The sequence below is a fragment of the Achromobacter sp. MFA1 R4 genome (assembly GCF_900156745.1).
In the GTDB taxonomy this organism is placed as follows: Bacteria; Pseudomonadota; Gammaproteobacteria; order Burkholderiales; family Burkholderiaceae_B; genus Achromobacter.
This window is the reverse complement of the sequence record NZ_LT707065.1, coordinates 2,756,088-2,771,620: the sequence shown is the minus strand read 5'-3', so window position 1 is coordinate 2,771,620 and position 15,533 is coordinate 2,756,088. Positions and strand designations below refer to the sequence as shown.

Below are 15,533 nucleotides of genomic sequence, written 5' to 3'. Positions count from 1 at the left end.
TCAGGGCTCGACCGACGGCGTGTGCTTCAGGCGGCGCAGCACGAAGGTCGAGCGGCTGTGCCGCACGCCGCGCAGCTTGTACAGCCGCTTGCGCAGGAACTCCTCGTACCCTTCCGTGCCCGCCACGGCCACCTTGATGAGGTAGTCGTACTCGCCCGTCACCAGGAACGCCTCCACCACTTCCGGAAGACGGCTGATCTCTTCGCCAAAGCGCGCCAGCGTGTCGTCGTCGTGGTGTTCCAGCGTGACTTCGATCATGACCGTGTCCGGCAGCCCGAGCGCCTTCTGGTTCAGCAGCGCGGCATAGCCTTCGATCACCCCCGACTCTTCCAGCGCTTTGACGCGGTTCCAGCAGGGCGTGGGCGACAACCCGACCGTTTCGGCCAATTTGAGGTTCGTCAGCCGACCGTCCGCGCGCAGGGCGCGCAGGATCTTGCGGTCGGTGTCGTCGATTTTGGGCAGTGTGGGCATGGTTTCCGGGTATCAGGGGGCAAAATCCCTGCTGCGACGAAGTTTACCGGAAGGATATTTTCCGATTCACGGCGAATCGGCGGAAAACAGGAAACCTATTTTGCGCGGCAGCCCGTAGACTTTCCTGCAAGACGGGCATCTATCCCGCCCGTCCGATTTCGGCGCCATCCGCTGCGGCACAACCCGGCGGCCGCGCCGGCAATTCCAACGCAGCAGCCCGCGCGCGATCCGCGCGGATGGAAACCATGTCGCACGCAGCAACCGCAAGAACCGGCCTCGGCCTGGCCGGCACCGCCATGCTTTTCACGGCCCCCGCGCTATTCGCCTCGAATATGGTGGCGGCCCGCTGGGCCCACGACGCCGGCCTCCCCCCTGTTTTCCTCGCCTTCGGCCGCTGGCTGATCGCCCTGCTCATCCTCCTGCCCATTGCCGCGCCCGCCCTGATCGCACATCGGCGGGCGTTGTGGCGCGGCCTGCCCGCGCTGCTGCCGCTGGCCGTGCTGGGCATGGGCGTGGCGGTCGCGCCCCAGTACATCGGCGCCCAGACCACCAGCGCCACCAATATCGCGCTGATTTTTTCGTGCAGCCCGCTGCTGGTGGCGCTGCTGGAAGCGGTGATCTGGCGCCAACCCCTGCCGGCGCAGCGCGCGGCCGGGCTGGTGCTGGCGCTGGGCGGCGTGCTGGTGGTGCTGACGCGTGGCGACGCCCAGGCGCTGGCGCGGCTGGCGTTCGGACAGGGAGACCTGTGGGTGCTGCTGGCGGCGACGGGCTGGGCGCTCTATACGGTGCTGCAAAAGCGCATGGCGTTGCCGGCGGTTCCCGACCGGGCGCGGCTGGCCGCGATGATGCTGGGCGGCGCGGTGGCGCTGGCGCCTTTTGCCGGCATCGAAGCCGCGACCGGCATGGCGCCGCCCTGGACGGACCCGCGCCTGGCGGCCGTGCTGCTGTTCCTGGCGGTGGTGCCCAGCCTGGGCGCGTATTACGTCTATGGCCGGCTGATCAGCCGGGCCGGCCCGGCAACCGCGGGCCTGTCGATGTTCCTGGTGCCGGTCTACGCGGCGCTGCTGGCCTGGCCGCTGCTGGGCGAAGCGCCCCGGCTGTTCCATGGGGTCGGCTTCGCGATGATCCTGCTGGGCGTCAAGCTGGCGTCGTCGCGGATGCGCCAGGCGGCGGCCCCAGCCGCCGCCTGAGATCGCGGCCGGATCGCCGCGATCAGCGGCCCATGCCTTGGGCCGCCATCACTTCCTGCGCCACCTGGCGCGGCGCTTCGGCGTAGTGCTTGAACTCCATCGTGTAGGTCGCGCGGCCCTGCGTCAGCGAGCGCAGGGACGTCGAGTAGCCGAACATCTCGGCCAGCGGCACCTCGGCGCGCACCACCTTGCCGCCGCCGCCCGCGATGTCTTCCATGCCCTGCACCATGCCCCGGCGCGAGGACAGGTCGCCCATGACGTTGCCGGTGAAGTCCTCGGGCGTTTCCACCTCGACCTGCATCATGGGCTCGAGCAGCACCGGATCGGCGCGGCGCATGCCCTCCTTGAACGCCATGGAGCCCGCCATCTTGAAGGCGTTTTCGTTCGAGTCCACGTCGTGATAGGACCCGAAGAACAGCGTGGCCTTCACGTCCACGACCGGATAGCCCGCCAGCACGCCGGCGTTGAGCGCCTCGCGGATGCCCTTGTCCACGGCCGGGATGAATTCGCGCGGCACCACGCCGCCCTTGATGGCATCGACAAATTCATAACCCTTGCCCGGCTCCTGCGGTTCCAGCTTGAGCACCACGTGGCCGTACTGGCCGCGTCCGCCCGACTGCTTGACGAACTTGCCCTCGACCTCGTTGCAGGCCTTGCGGATGGTTTCGCGGTACGCCACCTGCGGCTTGCCGACCGTGGCTTCGACGTTGAACTCGCGCTTCATGCGGTCGACCAGGATTTCCAGGTGCAACTCGCCCATGCCCGAGATGATGGTCTGGCCGGATTCTTCGTCGGTGCGCACGCGGAACGACGGATCCTCCTGCGCCAGCCGGCCCAGCGCGATGCCCATTTTTTCCTGGTCGGCCTTGGTCTTGGGTTCCACCGCCTGCGAGATCACGGGTTCCGGGAACACCATGCGTTCCAGGATGATGATGTGCGACGGATCGGTCAGCGTGTCGCCCGTGGTGACGTCCTTGATGCCGACGGCCGCGGCGATGTCGCCCGCGTAGACCTCGGTGATCTCGCGCCGCTCGTTGGCGTGCATCTGCAGGATGCGGCCCAGGCGCTCTTTCTTTTCCTTGATCGGGTTGTAGACCGAGTCGCCGGACTTCACCACGCCGGAATAGACGCGGAAGAACACGAGCTGTCCGACGAACGGGTCCGTCATGATCTTGAAGGCGAGCGCGGAGAACGGCTCGTTGTCGGCCGGGTGGCGTTCGATTTCGTTGTCGCGCGGGTCGTGTCCCTTGATGGCGGGCACGTCCACCGGCGAAGGCATGTAGTCGATGACGGCGTCCAGCATGGCCTGCACGCCCTTGTTCTTGAAGGCGCTGCCGCACAGCATCGGCACGATCTCGTTGGCGATGGTGCGGGCGCGCAGGCCTTCCTTGATTTCCGCCTCGGTGAGGGGTTCGCCGGAAAGGTACTTTTCCAGCAGGGTTTCGTTGGCCTCGGCGGCCTTCTCGACCATCTTGTCGTGCCATTCCTGCGCCTGCGCCTGCATCGACGCCGGGATGTCCTCGTACTGGAATTTCACGCCCTGGCTGGCCTCGTCCCAGATGATGGCCTTCATTTTGACCAGGTCGATCACGCCCTCGAAATGGTCTTCGGCGCCCACCGGCAACTGGATGGGCACGGCGTCGCCCTTCAGTCGTTCGGCGATCTGGCGGTGCACGCGCAGAAAGTCCGCACCCACGCGGTCCATCTTGTTGACGAAGGCCAGGCGCGGCACCTTGTACTTGTTGGCCTGGCGCCAGACGGTCTCGGATTGCGGCTGCACGCCGCCGACCGCGTCGTAGACCATGACGGCGCCGTCCAGCACGCGCATGGAGCGTTCGACTTCGATGGTGAAGTCGACGTGGCCCGGCGTGTCGATGATGTTGATGCGGTGTTCGGGGTAGTTGCCCGCCATGCCTTTCCAGAAGGCGGTGGTGGCGGCCGACGTGATGGTGATGCCGCGTTCCTGCTCCTGCTCCATCCAGTCCATCACCGCGGCGCCGTCGTGGACTTCGCCGATCTTGTGGGTGATGCCGGTGTAGAAGAGGATGCGCTCGGTGGTCGTCGTCTTGCCGGCGTCAATATGGGCGCTGATGCCGATATTGCGATAGAGATCGATGCGCGTCTTGCGGGTCATGGCCTCTTCCTACGGTTGGATGCAGATGCGTAAATATTACGCGCCATGCGGCAAGATACAAGCCTGCGACGGCCTTGCGGAGCGGGTTTGGCGGGTCCATGGGTTTGCCCGGGGCATACCAAGGTATGACCAAGGTATGGACAAACGTCTCGGCCGATGGCGCGCCCATGAAAAAGCCCCTCTTGCGAGGGGCTGTGGCGCATGCCAAGGGCGCGCGGTGCGCGCCAGGACGGCGCAATTATTTCTTTTCTTCCTTGACCCGATACACGAGCACGGCGGTGGTGGCCAGCGACAGCACCTTGGCGGTGACGCTGCCCAGCAAAAGGCGCGACAGCCCGCTGCGGCCGTGGCTGCCGATGAAGATCAGGTCGCAGCCGGTGTCGGTGGCCGCCTGCACGATGCCGTCGGCGACGTTGAAATTGGACACGGCGCGCGTATCGGCCTTGACGCCTGCGGTGTCGGCGCGGTCGCGGATCTGCTTGAGGTACTTGTCGGCTTGCTCGGCGGAGGCCTTTTCGTAGTCTTCGTCGGTAATGGCATAGGCCGCGGCCATGCCGTCAAAACCGATCGTGGCCGCGAACGGCTGCGTCACGTAGAGGCCGACGACTTCGGCGCCGACCGAGCGCGCGAAGCAGATGCCTGCGTTGGCGGCTTGCGCCGAGAGCGGGGAACCGTCGGTGGGAATCAGGATCTTCTTGAACATCTTGCCTGCTCCTGTTTTGGAGGAATCTTTATGCTACCGGAAAGCCGCGGGGTTCACATCAGGCCGAACCAGCGGGCTTGACGAGGGTCAATGCCGGGTTTATCCCAACTGCTGCGCAGCCGCGAACAGGTTCGTGCAGCGGGTGCCGGTGCGGCAGTATGCCAGCACGGGGCCCGGCAGGGTGCGCAGGAGTTCAGCGAAGCGCGCAACGTCGGCAGCGGTCATGGCGCTGCCCACGACGGGCTGGTATTCGATCTGCAGGCCGGCGGCCTGCGCGGCGCGCGAGACGTCGGCGGCGGTGGGCTGGTCCGGACCGCCTTCGAAATCGGGGCGGTTGATGATGACGCTTTTGTAGCCGGCGGCGGCCACGTCGGCCATGTCGTCGGGCCCCAGTTGCGGAGCGACGGCAAAGTTCTGGGTCAGGGGCTTGATGGGTGTGGACATGACGTTTCCTTCGATGACTTGGCGAGACAGCTGCATATTATTGATTGTAGGACCCGTTTTGCGCGAAGAGTTTTTCCAGTTCGGCCCAGATGCCCCGATGGTCCGCGATGGAGACCGAGAAGCGCAGCATGGTGGACGGCGCCTGCGACGGCGAGAACAGCGTGCCGGGCGCGAGCAGCATGCCGCGGTCGGCGGCGGCGCGGGCCAGCACCTCCGAGTCCCGCCCGCAATCGGCCCAGACGAACATGCCCGCGTGCGGCTCGTGCGGCACCGTCAGGCCCAGTTTCTGCAGCCCCTTCATGCAGCGCTGGCGCGCGTCGTCGACGCGCAGCCGAACGCGTTCGATATGGCGCCTGTACTGCCCTTCCATGAGCACGCGGTGCACGACGCGTTCGCCCAGTTCGGGTGAGGTCAGGCCGGCCAGCATCTTCAGGTCCGCCAGCTTCTGGAGCAGTTCGGGGTTGGCGGCCACATAGCCCACGCGCAGGCTGGCCGCCAGCATCTTGGAATAGCCGCCCACGAAAATGACGCGATTCAGGCGGTCCAGCGCGGCCAGCTTGATGGCGCCGCCCGGATGCAGCTCGCCGTAAGTGTCGTCTTCGACCACCATGAAATCGTGGCGCTCGGCGATGCGCAGGATGCCATAGGCGGCGCCCGCCGACAGGGTGTGGCCGGTGGGATTGTGGACCGAGCCATTGATGATGAAAAGGCGCGGCTTGTGCTGCGCGGCCAATTGTTCGAGCAGGCCGAGGTCAGGACCGTCCGGCCCGCGCGGCACGCCGATCAGGCGGGCGCCAAAGGCGGCCAGCCGGCCGAAAATCACGAACCAGGCCGGATCCTCGACCAGGACGGTGTCGCCGGGCTTGACCAGGTGCCGCGCAATCAGGTCCAGCCCGTGGGTGACGCCGTTGGTCGTAAGAAGGTTGAGCTCGGGATGCGCCGGCACGCCTTCGTTCTGCAGAATTGCGGCGATCTGCTGGCGCAGCGGCGCGAAACCCTGGGGGCTGCCGTAGCTGACGAGGTTGGCGCGCACCGAGCGTCCCACCGCGCGCACCGCGCCCGCCACCATGTCCGGATCCAGCCAGTCGGCGGGCAACAGCCCCGCGCCGCCCGGCATGCCTGGGGCGTTCGATTCGCGGAACATGCTGCGCAGCAGCCAGGCGATGTCCACCCGGGCGGGCGGGGCCAGCGTGCTGGGCGCGGCGGCGGCCACCGCCGTCAGCGGGCCGCTGCGCGCCTTCACGAAAAAGCCCGCGCCCCGGCGCGACTGGACCAGTCCGCGCGCCACCAGCCGGTCGTAGGCCTCGACCACGGTGAAGCGGCTGACGCCGGACTGTTCGGCCATCTTGCGGATGGACGGCAGGCGCGTGCCCGGCCGCAAGCCCTGCTCGTCGATGCGGCGGGCCAGGCCGTCGGCCAATTGCGCCACGAGCGTGGCATCGGCCTGGCGCACGGGTTGCCAGGGCATGGAAGACGAGGGAGGCGGAGCAACTGTCATGGAGATTCGACCAGGCCAGTGATTAAAGTGACATGCCATTGTGTACCGGTACTGTACCGATAGCTATGCGTAGAGTGACAGCAATGCCGCGCGCCCGCAACCGTGGGCGGCGCGATGCACACATTTTTCCCCGGTGCCGTCATGACCCGTCCCGCGCTTTACCCCACGTCCACGGCCTCTCCCGCCGTCCCGTCTTCTCTCTGGGAAGGATACGGCTACGGTTTCCTGGGCGTGCTGGTGTTTTCGCTGACGCTGCCCATGACGCGACTGGCGGTGGCCGAACTGGCGCCCCTCCTGGTGGGCCTGGGCCGCGCGCTGATCGCAGCCCTGCCCGCCATCGCTTTGCTGTGGCTGACCCGCAGCCGCCGGCCCAACCGCCAGGAGTGGCCGGGCGTCATCCTGGCCGCCCTGGGCATCGTCGTCGGCTGGCCGCTGGCGTCGTCGCTGGCGATGCAGACGGTGCCGGCGTCGCAGGGCGCGGTGTTCAATGGCCTGCTGCCGCTGTCCACCGCCGCCTTTGCCGCCCTGCGCAGCGGCGAGCGGCCCTCGGCCGCCTTCTGGGCCTGGGCCGTCTTGGGCGCCGCGCTGGTCACGGCCTATGCCCTGCGCCAGGGTGAAGGCACGCTGACGGCGGGTTACCTGTGGCTGCTCGTGGCCGTGGTGCTGGGCGGCCTGGGTTACGCCGAAGGCGCGCGGGCCTCGCGCACGCTGGGCGGCTGGCGCACCATCTGCTGGGCGCTGGCGATCAGCGCCCCCCTGGTGGCAGGCCCCGTGGCCTGGATGGCCGCGCAACAGCCCCACTGGCCCAGCTCGTCCGTGATGGCCGCCTGCGCCTACCTCGCGTTCGGCTCGATGTTCCTGGGATTTTTCGCCTGGTATCGCGGACTGGCCGCCGGCGGCATCGCCCGGGTGGGACAAGTGCAATTGCTGCAGCCCTTTCTCACCGTGGTGGCGGCTGGCTTGCTGTTTGGCGAAACGGTGGAGGCGGCCACGTACCTGTTTGCCGCGGCCGTGATCGCCGTTATTGCCGGCGGACGCCGCGCCATCGTAAGGACCCCGAAATGAATCTGTTCCCCGCCAACTGGGCCGATATCCCGCTGGCCTCGCTTTCCCTGCTGGGTCCCCTGGCACTGTTTGCGCTGGTCAGCTCCATCACGCCCGGCCCCAACAACGTCATGCTGGCGTCGTCGGGCCTGAACTTCGGATTCCGGCGCAGCCTGCCGCATCTGCTGGGCGTGAACCTGGGCTTCACGCTGATGATCTTCCTGGTGGGCATCGGCCTGGGCTCGGTCTTCCAGCAGACCCCCGCGCTTTACAGCGTGCTGAAGTACGCCGGCGCGGCCTACCTGCTCTACCTGGCCTGGAAGATCGCAAACTCGGGCCCCCTGGACGAGGGCGAGGCGCGCGGCAAGCCGTTCACCTTTTTGCAGGCGGCCGCCTTCCAGTGGGTCAATCCCAAAGCCTGGGTGATGGCGGTGGGCGTGGTCGCGACCTACACGCCCCAGAACGGCTTTTTCGCCAATCTGGTGATCGCGACCGTGGTCTGCGGCATCGTCAACCTGCCCAGCATCGGGATCTGGGTGACGTTCGGCACGGCGCTGCGCCGCGTGCTGCACCGCCCCGCCGCGATCCGCGCCTTCAATGTGGGCATGGCCTTGCTGCTGGTCGCCTCGCTGTATCCGGTCGTGCTGGAACTGCTGCACTGACGGACGTTCAGGCCAGCAGCCCGGCCACCACCGCCGGCGTGACCAGCACATTGAACAGGCCCGCCATCACCATGACCAGGCCCGCGACCGCGCCCTCTTCGGCCGCCAGCTCGCGGGCCTTGGCCGTGCCCGCCCCGTGCGCGCCCATGCCGAACAGCGCCCCGCGCGCCAGCGCCGAACGCAGCGCAAGCCGGCGGCACATGAACTGGCCAATGGCCGCGCCGAAAACGCCCGTGACGATGACGAACACAGCGGTCAGGTCAGGCACCCCGCCCACGTGGGACGAAACCGTCACGGCGAATGGCGTGGCCACCGACCGCGGCAGCAGGCTGAGCCGCAGGTCGGGCGGCAGGTCCAACAGGCTGCCCAGGAGCCACGCGCTGCCCCCCGCGATGCCGCTGCCCACCGCGACGCCCGCCGCCAGCACCGGCCAATAGCGCCGGATCAGCGCGCGCTGCTCGTAGAGCGGCAGCGCGAACGCCACGATGACCGGGCCCAGCATGGCCATCAGCCAGTGCGATCCGGCCATGTAGTCGCGATAGCCCGTATGCAGCGCGATCGCCAGCGCCAGCAGGAGCGCGGGCGCGACGAGCAGGGTGGAGGTCCACCAGTAGGCATGGCGGCGGTAGAAGAGGCGCGCGCACACATAGGCCGCGACCGTGGCCGCCGGCCAGAACAGCAGGTTGAACTCAGCCGACATGGCGATGCATCCAGCGATAGCACAGGTCGATGGTCAGCGCCGTGCCCGCCATGACGAGCGCGGTGCCCAGCAGAATGACGGCCAGCAGTTTCAGGCCGAGCACGCCCAGGAATTCGCGGTGGTCCAGCAGGGACATCACCGCGGGCACGAAGAACAGCAGCATTTCGCCCAGCAGCCAGCTCGCGCCGCGCTGGACATTGCGCACGCGCAGCCGGCGCGTGGCGAGCAATAGCAGCACCAGCGCCATGCCGACGACGCCGCCGGGCACGGGCAGGCCGCTGGCCGCAGCCAGGGCCTGGCCCAGCAGGGAAAAAAGGACGATCAGCGCGATCTGCAGCAGGCGGCTGCGGCGCAGGGCGCTGCGCAGGCGGACGGTGGGGCGGAAATGGGACATGGGACAGAACGGGGGCCAGCGCCTGGCGCGGGTTTTGTGTTTTGCGGTTTGCGTAATACGTTTTACGCCCGCCCATCCCATAGATAAAATGAATTCGACGAATCCACCCCATTCCACATTGGCATACCCATGGAACTGCGCACCCTGCGAGCCCTGGTCGAAGTCGTCCGCCAGGGTGGCTTCACCCAGGCGGCCAACGTCATCCATGCCACGCAGCCCACTATCAGCAAGGCCGTGCGCCAGCTGGAGGACGAGCTCGGCATGCCCCTGCTGGACCGCCAGGCGCAGCCCCCGCGGCTGACGGCCGCCGGCGAAATCGTGTACCGGCGCGCGCTGACCATGTTGGCCGAACGCGACGACCTGCATGCGGAACTGGACGACCTGAAGGGCCTGAAGCGGGGCGTGCTGCGGCTGGGCCTGCCGCTGCTGGGCAGCAGTTCCTTGTTCGCGCCGATGTTCGCGCGCTTTCGCAGCCGCTATCCGCGCATCGAGATCAGCCTCGTGGAACATGGCAGCCGCCGGCTGGAAGAGATGGTGATGGCGGGCGACATCGAACTGGCGGCGTCGCTGCAGCCCGTGCCCGACAACGTCGACTGGCAGCCCGTGGCGCGCGAACCGCTGGTGGCGCTGATGCCGTCCGACCACCCGCTCGCGCGGGCGCAATCCGTGCAGTTGCACGACCTGCGCGAATCGCCCTTCGTCCTGTTCGAAACGGGCTTCGCCCTGAACCGCATCATCCAGGACGCATGCCACCGCGCGGGCTTCTCGCCGGCCATCGCGGCGCGCAGCGGCCAGATCGATTTCATCGTGGCGCTGGTGGCCGCCGGGCTTGGCGTGGCGTTCCTGCCGCGCATCACGGCCAACGAGGCGCTGCACGCCGGGGTGGCCCGCGTGCCGTTGCGCGATGCGGGGACGGATTGGGAAATGGTGCTGGTGTGGCGGCGCGGGGGCTACCTGTCGCACGCCGCCCAGGCGTGGCTGGCGCTGACGCGCGAGGTCCACCCCGCGGCGGCGTAAGGACGAGGCACGCACGCCGCACCTGGCAGGCCGCGCCCCGTCGGCCGCCCCCTCGCCGGCCGCGCCGAGTTATGCTGATGCCGGAACCCAGCCTGACTTCCAGGGTCAGACCATTCATGCCCGCCCTGCCCCGATTTTCCGCCCGCCGACTGTTCGTCGCCGCCCTGCTCGCCGCCGGCAGCGTCGTGGGCTGCACGCAACTGGACTCCTGGCAGCGCCAGACCATCTTTTCCCCGCAATCCGAACCGCAGACCTGGTGGCGCGAGCCCGCCGCCGGCACGCAGGTGTACGACCTGACGCTGGACAACGGCGACAAGGTGCGCGCGTGGTACCTGCAAAGTCCGAAGGCGGGTGCCCCTACCGTGCTGTACCTGCACGGCGCGCGCTGGAACCTGAACGGCAGCGCCTTTCGCATCGATGGCTGGAGCCGCATGGGCTATTCGATGCTGGCCATCGACTATCGCGGCTTCGGCGCGTCCTCGCCGCGCCTGCCCTCCGAAGAAAGCGCGCTCGAAGACGCCATGGCAGGGCTGAAGGAGCTGGCGCGGCTGCAGCCCGATCCCGCGCGCCGCTTCGTGTACGGACACAGCCTGGGCGGCGCGATCGCGATCGACCTGGCCTCGCGCCCGGAACAGCCGGATTTCGCGGGGCTGATCGTGGAGTCCAGCTTTACCAGCATCGGTGCGATGCTGGCGACGCTGCGCTGGGGCAAGGTGCCCGGCGCCAGCCTGCTGGTGACCCAGCCGTTCGCCTCGGTGGACAAGCTGGCGCAGCTGCACACGCCCATGCTGTTCATGCACGGCACCGCCGACCGCGTGGTGCCCCACACCATGAGCGACGAGCTCTTTGCCGCTGCCCGCAACGTGGCGCCGGACCTGAAGCGGCTGGTCAAGATAGAAGGCGCCTCGCACTCGGGCGCCTTCCGGAGCGGCACGCAATACGAGACCGCCGTCAAGACCTTCATGCGGGACGCCAGCCAGGCGTACCAGCGCAAGAAGGGCTAGGTTTTCATGCCCGGGCGGCCGCGGCGTCGTCGCGGCGCGCCAGCCAGCCGATCACCCGGGGCCGGGCGCGGTCATACGCAAGGTTGTAGAAAAACGCGTAGGGCAGGTAGAACAGCACCAGCGCGATGTCCAGCACAAAGGCTTCCCACAGGCTGATGCCCAGCCACCACGCCGCCAGCGGGATCACGATCAGGATCAGGCCGGATTCGAAGCCGAACGCATGCACGACGCGGATGCGCAAGGTGCGCTTCCAGCCCAGGCGGTTTTCAATCCGGTCGAAGCCGGCGTTGTAGATCATGTTCCAGACCAGGGCGATCCAGGCGATCACGGCGGTGAGCACGCCCATTTCAAACAGGGACTTGCCCATCGCCCAGGCCGCCACCGGGGCGCACAGGCCGATGGCGATGATTTCAAACAGAAACGCGTGGAGAAAGCGTTCCTTGAGGGTTTTCTTGGCTTGCGTCTTCTTGGCTTGCGTCATGACCCACCTGCGGTCGGTTGCTACGGAATGACGGCATTGTCTGCGACATTTCCGTTACGATAAAGATGCTATTCATCGGAAAAACCGATACAACGCCAACCGGATATCCCGTGCGCCATTCCCTCGAATCCCTGGCCGCCTTCGCCCAGGTTGCCGCCGAAGGCTCGTTCTCGGCCGCCGCCCGCAAGCTGGGCAAAAGCCAGTCGACCATCAGCGAGACCATCGCCAACCTGGAGGTGGACCTGAACGTGGCGCTGTTCGACCGCAGCCAGCGCCAGCCCGCGCTCACCCCGGCGGGCAAGGTGCTGCTCGGGCAGGCGATGCAGGTGCTGGCCGCGAACGACCGCCTGAACCGCAGCGCCAGCCAGTTGGCCGAGGGGCTGGAGCCCCGGCTCACGGTCGTGCTGTCCGACACGTTCCAGTCGAGCACCTTCGAAGCCATGCTCAGCCAGATCGATGCGCGCTATCCGTCGCTGCGCTTCGAATGCCTGATCGCCGAATACGAGGACGTCGTGGCGCTGGTGCAGCAGGGCCGCGCGCACGTGGGCCTGATGGCGGCGCAGGAAAGCTATCCGCCGGACGTGGCGCACGCCTGTCTGGCCGAGGGGTCCGAGATCGTCCTCTGCGTGGGGCGGTCCCATCCCCTCGCCCAACTGGCATCCGTCACGGCCGACCACCTGAAGGCCGCACGCGAACTGCGCCTGAGCACCTTTGAGCTTGATGACAAAGAAGCGACGCCGGCGCGTTCCACGTGGTCGGCGCCCGGCTACCTGATGCTGCTGGAAATGGCCAGCCTGGGCTTTGGCTGGACGGAATTGCCGCGCTGGATGATCCAGCGATTCGGCGGCGATCAGCTCGTGGAACTGAAGGCGCCCGGATGGCCGCGCCACATCCACGTCGACGCGGTATGGTCCACGCGCCGCGCGCTCGGGCCGGCGGGGGCATGGCTGCTGCAAAGTCTGACGCAGCCATAGCCGGCCCGCTCAATCCGCGCTGAATCCGCGCGCGGCCGACGCCAGGCGCGCGATGCGCACGCCATTGGCCGTCAGCCACTCCCCCAGCCTGGGGCTGGACAGCACCTCGAACTCGGCGCGCCGCTGGCGGGCCAGCGCATCGCCGGGCCCGTCGCCCTGCGCGGGATGGCACATCACAAGGTCGCCGTCGCGCGCGTTGAACAGCCAGGTCTGCAGCAGTTGCGCATAGCGGCGCCGACCGCCACCGAAGGCATAGACGCCCAGCAGGCGGCGGTTGGTCCGCACGCCGCTCGAACGGGCCTCGCGCGCCAGCGCGCGCGCCCCCAGCGCGCCGATCACGCGCGCCTTGAGCGATTCTTTCAGCGGGATGCCGCACAGCATGCCGGGCGCGGTCTGGCGCAGCCAGGGCGTGCGCGTCCCGTAGCGCCGCGCAAGGAGGTCCAGGATGCGCCCGCGGATGCCGGGAAGCTGATGCACGTGCTGATGCCCGTCGACATAATCCGGCGCGCGCCCGAATGCGGCTTCGAAGGCGTCCATCTGCCGCGCAAGCTGCGCGTCGATCCAGGCCGTGTCGAGCAGGCCTGCGTAGGCCTTCAGGATCAGCGCGCCCAGCGCTGGCATGGGATCGCCATGCGGGTCCAACGTCTCCGAGAAGTTCACATGCAGGCCGATGTCCACGTCCAGCGCCGCGAGCCGCGGCGCATTGGCCGCGAACGTGGGGCCCAGCGTCAGGCAGCTCACGGCGCTGATGCGCCGCATGCCGGCCAGCGCGATCATGCCCGCATCGACGGCGGCATTCATGCCAAAATCGTCACCGCACACCACGACGCGTTTGTTCATCGACGCCCCTTTCGTTTCCTGTCCGACACATCCCTCATGCGCGCCCTCATCCGGCAGATCAGCCTGTTCATTGCCGTCGGCTGCGCCGCGGCGGCAACGCACTGGGGCGTTGCCGTGGGCTGCGTCGAAGCGTTCGGCGCCCCGCCGCTGGCGGCCAACCTGATCGGCTGGCTGATCGCCTTCGCCGTGTCCTTCGGCGGCCACTACCGGCTCACGTTTCGACATTCGCCCATACCCTGGACCGTCGCGGCCCGTCGTTTCTTTCTGATTTCAGCCATCGGCTTTGCGATCAACGAATCCGCCTACGCCTGGCTGCTGCATGCGACCACGCTGCCCTACGACACGCTGCTCGCGCTGATCCTGATCGGCCTGGCGTTCGCCACCTTCGTCGCTAGCCGGCTGTGGGCGTTCCGGCACAGACCCGCCGCCTGAGCGCCGCGTCCGCTTCCACGCGCCACATCGCGTGCCGCACACTCGCGACGACGGGCTTGACGCCCTGCAGCGGCGTGTAGACCTCGCCATCCGCATGATTGCCCCAGATCCAGAACCGCGCGCCCTCTGGCGCGGCGCACAGCCGCGCATAGAATTGCGCGGCGCTGACCAGCACCTCTTCGCCGGTGACCGGATCGAACTTCGCGGCGTCGTACAGTTCCTTGCGCCAGTTGTCGCGCACGGGCACTTCGGGATTGAGCCAGTCGTCCACCACCCAGGTCGGCCGGGGCGCGCGCGTGTACAGCGCCAGGTCGAACGGATACGCGTGCAGCGACACGAAAGTGTCCTGCGGCCTGGCCTGTTCGCGCACAACCTGCGCCAGCGGCGCGGCGCTGCCGCGTCCCTGGTTGGCGGCCACGGCGACGGCGATGACGCAGATTGCGCCGGCGACGCCCGCGCTCAGGCGCGCCAGCCGCGGCGTCTGCGCGTCGTCCTGGCCGCGTCCCGCCGCCAGAATGACTTCCGCCAGCAGATACGCCAGCGGCGCCAGCGCGGGCAGCACGTAGCCGATCAGCTTGGAATGCGGCATCGAGAAAAACAGCACCACCACCCCGAACCAGACGGCCGCCAGCCGCCGCAGGGCGCGCGCCGGCCCCTCGGCCCAGAACGCGCGGCGAAACATGCCGCCCGCCCACAGGGACCACGGCAGGCTCAGTCCAGCCAGCACCGGCAGATAAAACCACCACGACTGGGCATTGTTGAAGCCGCCGGCGGCAAAGCGCTGGAAGTGCTGGTAGACGAAGAAATAGTCATAGAAGCCGGGATACCGGATCTGCATCAGCACGAACCACGGCGCCGCGATCGCCAGGAACGTCAGCAGCGCCGACGGCCGGACCAGCGCGGCCAGACCGCGCCAGCGCCTTTCCCAGGCCAGCCAGACCAGCAGGATGGCGCCCGGCAGCACCAGGCCGATCAGCCCTTTGGCCAGCACCGCCAGCGCGGCAAGCGCGGCGGCGGCCATGGCCATCCCCCGCTGGGGCTCGCCGCGTCCGGCCCGCAGCGCGGCCTCCACCGCCGCCAGCACGCATAGCGTGATGAGCCCCGCGACCAGCATGTCCAGATTGGCGAATTGCGCGCCGCCGTAGAAGAACGGCAGGGTGCAGAGGATGAGCAGCGTCAGGCTGGCGGTGGCCGCGCCGCGATGGCGCCGCACGAAGACATACAACCCGCAGGCGCCCCCCCAGGCGGCCAGCAGCGACGGCACCCGGGCCGCCCACGCATGCACCCCGAACACCGAAAACGACAATTCGGTCAGCCAGTAGTAGAGCGGCGGCTTATGGAAGTACGGCATGCCGTCCAGGAGCGGCACCGCGTGCGAGCCGCTGCGCAGCATGTCCCAGGCCACGCCGGCATAGCGGCCTTCGTCGGGCAGCGTCAACGGGCGCAGCCAAGCCAGCCACGCCAGCCAGAACCCGGCGGCCAGCAAGAGCCGGCCCGCCGGCGGGGCCCATTCAGAGCGCGCCGGCTTGATGAGATCCGCCATGT

The 15,533-nt window shown here is 68.1% G+C and carries 17 protein-coding genes; 7 read left to right on the top strand and 10 right to left on the bottom strand.

All coding sequences use genetic code 11. The annotated features are described in order from the left end of the window. Complete coding sequence (locus tag BXA00_RS12665) at positions 1 to 471, bottom strand: Lrp/AsnC family transcriptional regulator (RefSeq protein WP_076518815.1); 471 nt, start codon at positions 469 to 471, stop codon at positions 1 to 3. Between the two features lie 245 nt (positions 472 to 716). Here BXA00_RS12665 and BXA00_RS12660 point away from each other — a divergent pair, with 245 nt between their 5' ends. Beyond that, on the top strand, positions 717 to 1,661 hold the full coding sequence (locus tag BXA00_RS12660; RefSeq protein ID WP_231952248.1) for a DMT family transporter: 945 nt from the start codon (positions 717 to 719) through the stop codon (positions 1,659 to 1,661). Positions 1,662 to 1,683: 22 nt separating this feature from the next. Here the strand turns inward: BXA00_RS12660 and fusA are convergent, their stop codons facing one another. The 4 genes from fusA to BXA00_RS12640 all read right to left on the bottom strand — a co-directional run bounded on the left by fusA (position 1,684) and on the right by BXA00_RS12640 (position 6,395). Further along, the gene (gene fusA / locus BXA00_RS12655) at positions 1,684 to 3,795 is read right to left on the bottom strand and encodes an elongation factor G (protein WP_076518814.1); all 2,112 of its coding nucleotides are present in this window, start codon (positions 3,793 to 3,795) and stop codon (positions 1,684 to 1,686) included. Between the two features lie 238 nt (positions 3,796 to 4,033). After that, positions 4,034 to 4,498 carry a universal stress protein gene (locus BXA00_RS12650; RefSeq protein WP_076518813.1) on the bottom strand — a complete coding sequence of 155 codons (465 nt, stop codon included), beginning with the start codon at positions 4,496 to 4,498 and terminating at the stop codon, positions 4,034 to 4,036. A 99-nt stretch (positions 4,499 to 4,597) separates the two neighbouring features. Beyond that, positions 4,598 to 4,942 carry a TIGR01244 family sulfur transferase gene (locus tag BXA00_RS12645; protein WP_076521927.1) on the bottom strand — a complete coding sequence of 115 codons (345 nt, stop codon included), beginning with the start codon at positions 4,940 to 4,942 and terminating at the stop codon, positions 4,598 to 4,600. A 37-nt stretch (positions 4,943 to 4,979) separates the two neighbouring features. Then, positions 4,980 to 6,395 (bottom strand): PLP-dependent aminotransferase family protein, encoded by a 1,416-nt coding sequence (locus tag BXA00_RS12640; protein ID WP_092580012.1) that lies wholly within the window; start codon positions 6,393 to 6,395, stop codon positions 4,980 to 4,982. Positions 6,396 to 6,581: 186 nt separating this feature from the next. Between BXA00_RS12640 and BXA00_RS12635 the strand changes: the two genes are divergently transcribed. After that, the gene (locus BXA00_RS12635) at positions 6,582 to 7,505 is read left to right on the top strand and encodes a DMT family transporter (RefSeq protein WP_076521926.1); all 924 of its coding nucleotides are present in this window, start codon (positions 6,582 to 6,584) and stop codon (positions 7,503 to 7,505) included. After that, on the top strand, positions 7,502 to 8,146 hold the full coding sequence (locus BXA00_RS12630; RefSeq protein ID WP_076518811.1) for a LysE family translocator: 645 nt from the start codon (positions 7,502 to 7,504) through the stop codon (positions 8,144 to 8,146). The genes BXA00_RS12635 and BXA00_RS12630 overlap by 4 nt, the downstream gene beginning before the upstream one ends. A 7-nt stretch (positions 8,147 to 8,153) precedes the next feature. Here BXA00_RS12630 and BXA00_RS12625 read toward each other — a convergent pair whose 3' ends face one another. Continuing rightward, a complete protein-coding gene (locus BXA00_RS12625) occupies positions 8,154 to 8,846 on the bottom strand; it encodes an LrgB family protein (RefSeq protein ID WP_076518810.1) in 693 nt (230 codons plus the stop codon). Further along, positions 8,836 to 9,240, bottom strand: a complete 405-nt coding sequence (locus BXA00_RS12620; RefSeq protein ID WP_076518809.1) for a CidA/LrgA family protein — start codon at positions 9,238 to 9,240, stop codon at positions 8,836 to 8,838. The genes BXA00_RS12625 and BXA00_RS12620 overlap by 11 nt, the downstream gene beginning before the upstream one ends. 129 nt (positions 9,241 to 9,369) lie before the next feature. On the opposite strand from BXA00_RS12620, the gene BXA00_RS12615 reads away from it, so the two are divergent. Next, positions 9,370 to 10,257, top strand: coding sequence for a LysR family transcriptional regulator (locus tag BXA00_RS12615; protein WP_076518808.1), 888 nt, complete (start codon positions 9,370 to 9,372; stop codon positions 10,255 to 10,257). 116 nt (positions 10,258 to 10,373) lie between these two features. Next, entirely contained in the window at positions 10,374 to 11,261 is an 888-nt protein-coding gene (locus tag BXA00_RS12610; protein ID WP_076518807.1) for an alpha/beta hydrolase, read from the top strand. A 4-nt stretch (positions 11,262 to 11,265) separates the two neighbouring features. On the opposite strand, the gene BXA00_RS12605 is transcribed toward BXA00_RS12610, so the two are convergent. Continuing rightward, complete coding sequence (locus BXA00_RS12605; RefSeq protein WP_076518806.1) at positions 11,266 to 11,742, bottom strand: multidrug/biocide efflux PACE transporter; 477 nt, start codon at positions 11,740 to 11,742, stop codon at positions 11,266 to 11,268. 110 nt (positions 11,743 to 11,852) lie between these two features. Between BXA00_RS12605 and BXA00_RS12600 the strand changes: the two genes are divergently transcribed. Further along, positions 11,853 to 12,716, top strand: coding sequence for a LysR family transcriptional regulator (locus BXA00_RS12600; protein ID WP_076518805.1), 864 nt, complete (start codon positions 11,853 to 11,855; stop codon positions 12,714 to 12,716). A gap of 9 nt (positions 12,717 to 12,725) precedes the next feature. On the opposite strand, the gene BXA00_RS12595 is transcribed toward BXA00_RS12600, so the two are convergent. Beyond that, positions 12,726 to 13,556 carry a ChbG/HpnK family deacetylase gene (locus BXA00_RS12595; RefSeq protein ID WP_076518804.1) on the bottom strand — a complete coding sequence of 277 codons (831 nt, stop codon included), beginning with the start codon at positions 13,554 to 13,556 and terminating at the stop codon, positions 12,726 to 12,728. A gap of 36 nt (positions 13,557 to 13,592) precedes the next feature. Here BXA00_RS12595 and BXA00_RS12590 point away from each other — a divergent pair, with 36 nt between their 5' ends. Continuing rightward, positions 13,593 to 13,988 (top strand): GtrA family protein, encoded by a 396-nt coding sequence (locus tag BXA00_RS12590; protein WP_076518803.1) that lies wholly within the window; start codon positions 13,593 to 13,595, stop codon positions 13,986 to 13,988. Here BXA00_RS12590 and BXA00_RS12585 read toward each other — a convergent pair. Next, on the bottom strand, positions 13,948 to 15,531 hold the full coding sequence (locus BXA00_RS12585) for a glycosyltransferase family 39 protein (protein ID WP_076518802.1): 1,584 nt from the start codon (positions 15,529 to 15,531) through the stop codon (positions 13,948 to 13,950). The two genes, BXA00_RS12590 and BXA00_RS12585, sit on opposite strands and share 41 nt — an antisense overlap. Positions 15,532 to 15,533 lie beyond the last annotated feature (2 nt).

What these genes read in the sequence shown, in the direction of transcription:
- BXA00_RS12610 (WP_076518807.1), top strand. Translation starts at nt 10,374, where the DNA reads ATGCCCGCCCTGCCCCGATTTTCCGCCCGCCGACTGTTCGTCGCCGCC.
- BXA00_RS12585 (WP_076518802.1), bottom strand. Translation starts at nt 15,531, where the DNA reads ATGGCGGATCTCATCAAGCCGGCGCGCTCTGAATGGGCCCCGCCGGCG.
- BXA00_RS12620 (WP_076518809.1), bottom strand. Translation starts at nt 9,240, where the DNA reads ATGTCCCATTTCCGCCCCACCGTCCGCCTGCGCAGCGCCCTGCGCCGC.
- BXA00_RS12590 (WP_076518803.1), top strand. Translation starts at nt 13,593, where the DNA reads ATGCGCGCCCTCATCCGGCAGATCAGCCTGTTCATTGCCGTCGGCTGC.
- BXA00_RS12630 (WP_076518811.1), top strand. Translation starts at nt 7,502, where the DNA reads ATGAATCTGTTCCCCGCCAACTGGGCCGATATCCCGCTGGCCTCGCTT.
- BXA00_RS12605 (WP_076518806.1), bottom strand. Translation starts at nt 11,742, where the DNA reads ATGACGCAAGCCAAGAAGACGCAAGCCAAGAAAACCCTCAAGGAACGC.
- BXA00_RS12665 (WP_076518815.1), bottom strand. Translation starts at nt 471, where the DNA reads ATGCCCACACTGCCCAAAATCGACGACACCGACCGCAAGATCCTGCGC.
- BXA00_RS12625 (WP_076518810.1), bottom strand. Translation starts at nt 8,846, where the DNA reads ATGTCGGCTGAGTTCAACCTGCTGTTCTGGCCGGCGGCCACGGTCGCG.
- BXA00_RS12635 (WP_076521926.1), top strand. Translation starts at nt 6,582, where the DNA reads ATGACCCGTCCCGCGCTTTACCCCACGTCCACGGCCTCTCCCGCCGTC.
- BXA00_RS12595 (WP_076518804.1), bottom strand. Translation starts at nt 13,556, where the DNA reads ATGAACAAACGCGTCGTGGTGTGCGGTGACGATTTTGGCATGAATGCC.
- BXA00_RS12645 (WP_076521927.1), bottom strand. Translation starts at nt 4,942, where the DNA reads ATGTCCACACCCATCAAGCCCCTGACCCAGAACTTTGCCGTCGCTCCG.
- BXA00_RS12660 (WP_231952248.1), top strand. Translation starts at nt 717, where the DNA reads ATGTCGCACGCAGCAACCGCAAGAACCGGCCTCGGCCTGGCCGGCACC.
- BXA00_RS12650 (WP_076518813.1), bottom strand. Translation starts at nt 4,498, where the DNA reads ATGTTCAAGAAGATCCTGATTCCCACCGACGGTTCCCCGCTCTCGGCG.
- fusA (WP_076518814.1), bottom strand. Translation starts at nt 3,795, where the DNA reads ATGACCCGCAAGACGCGCATCGATCTCTATCGCAATATCGGCATCAGC.
- BXA00_RS12615 (WP_076518808.1), top strand. Translation starts at nt 9,370, where the DNA reads ATGGAACTGCGCACCCTGCGAGCCCTGGTCGAAGTCGTCCGCCAGGGT.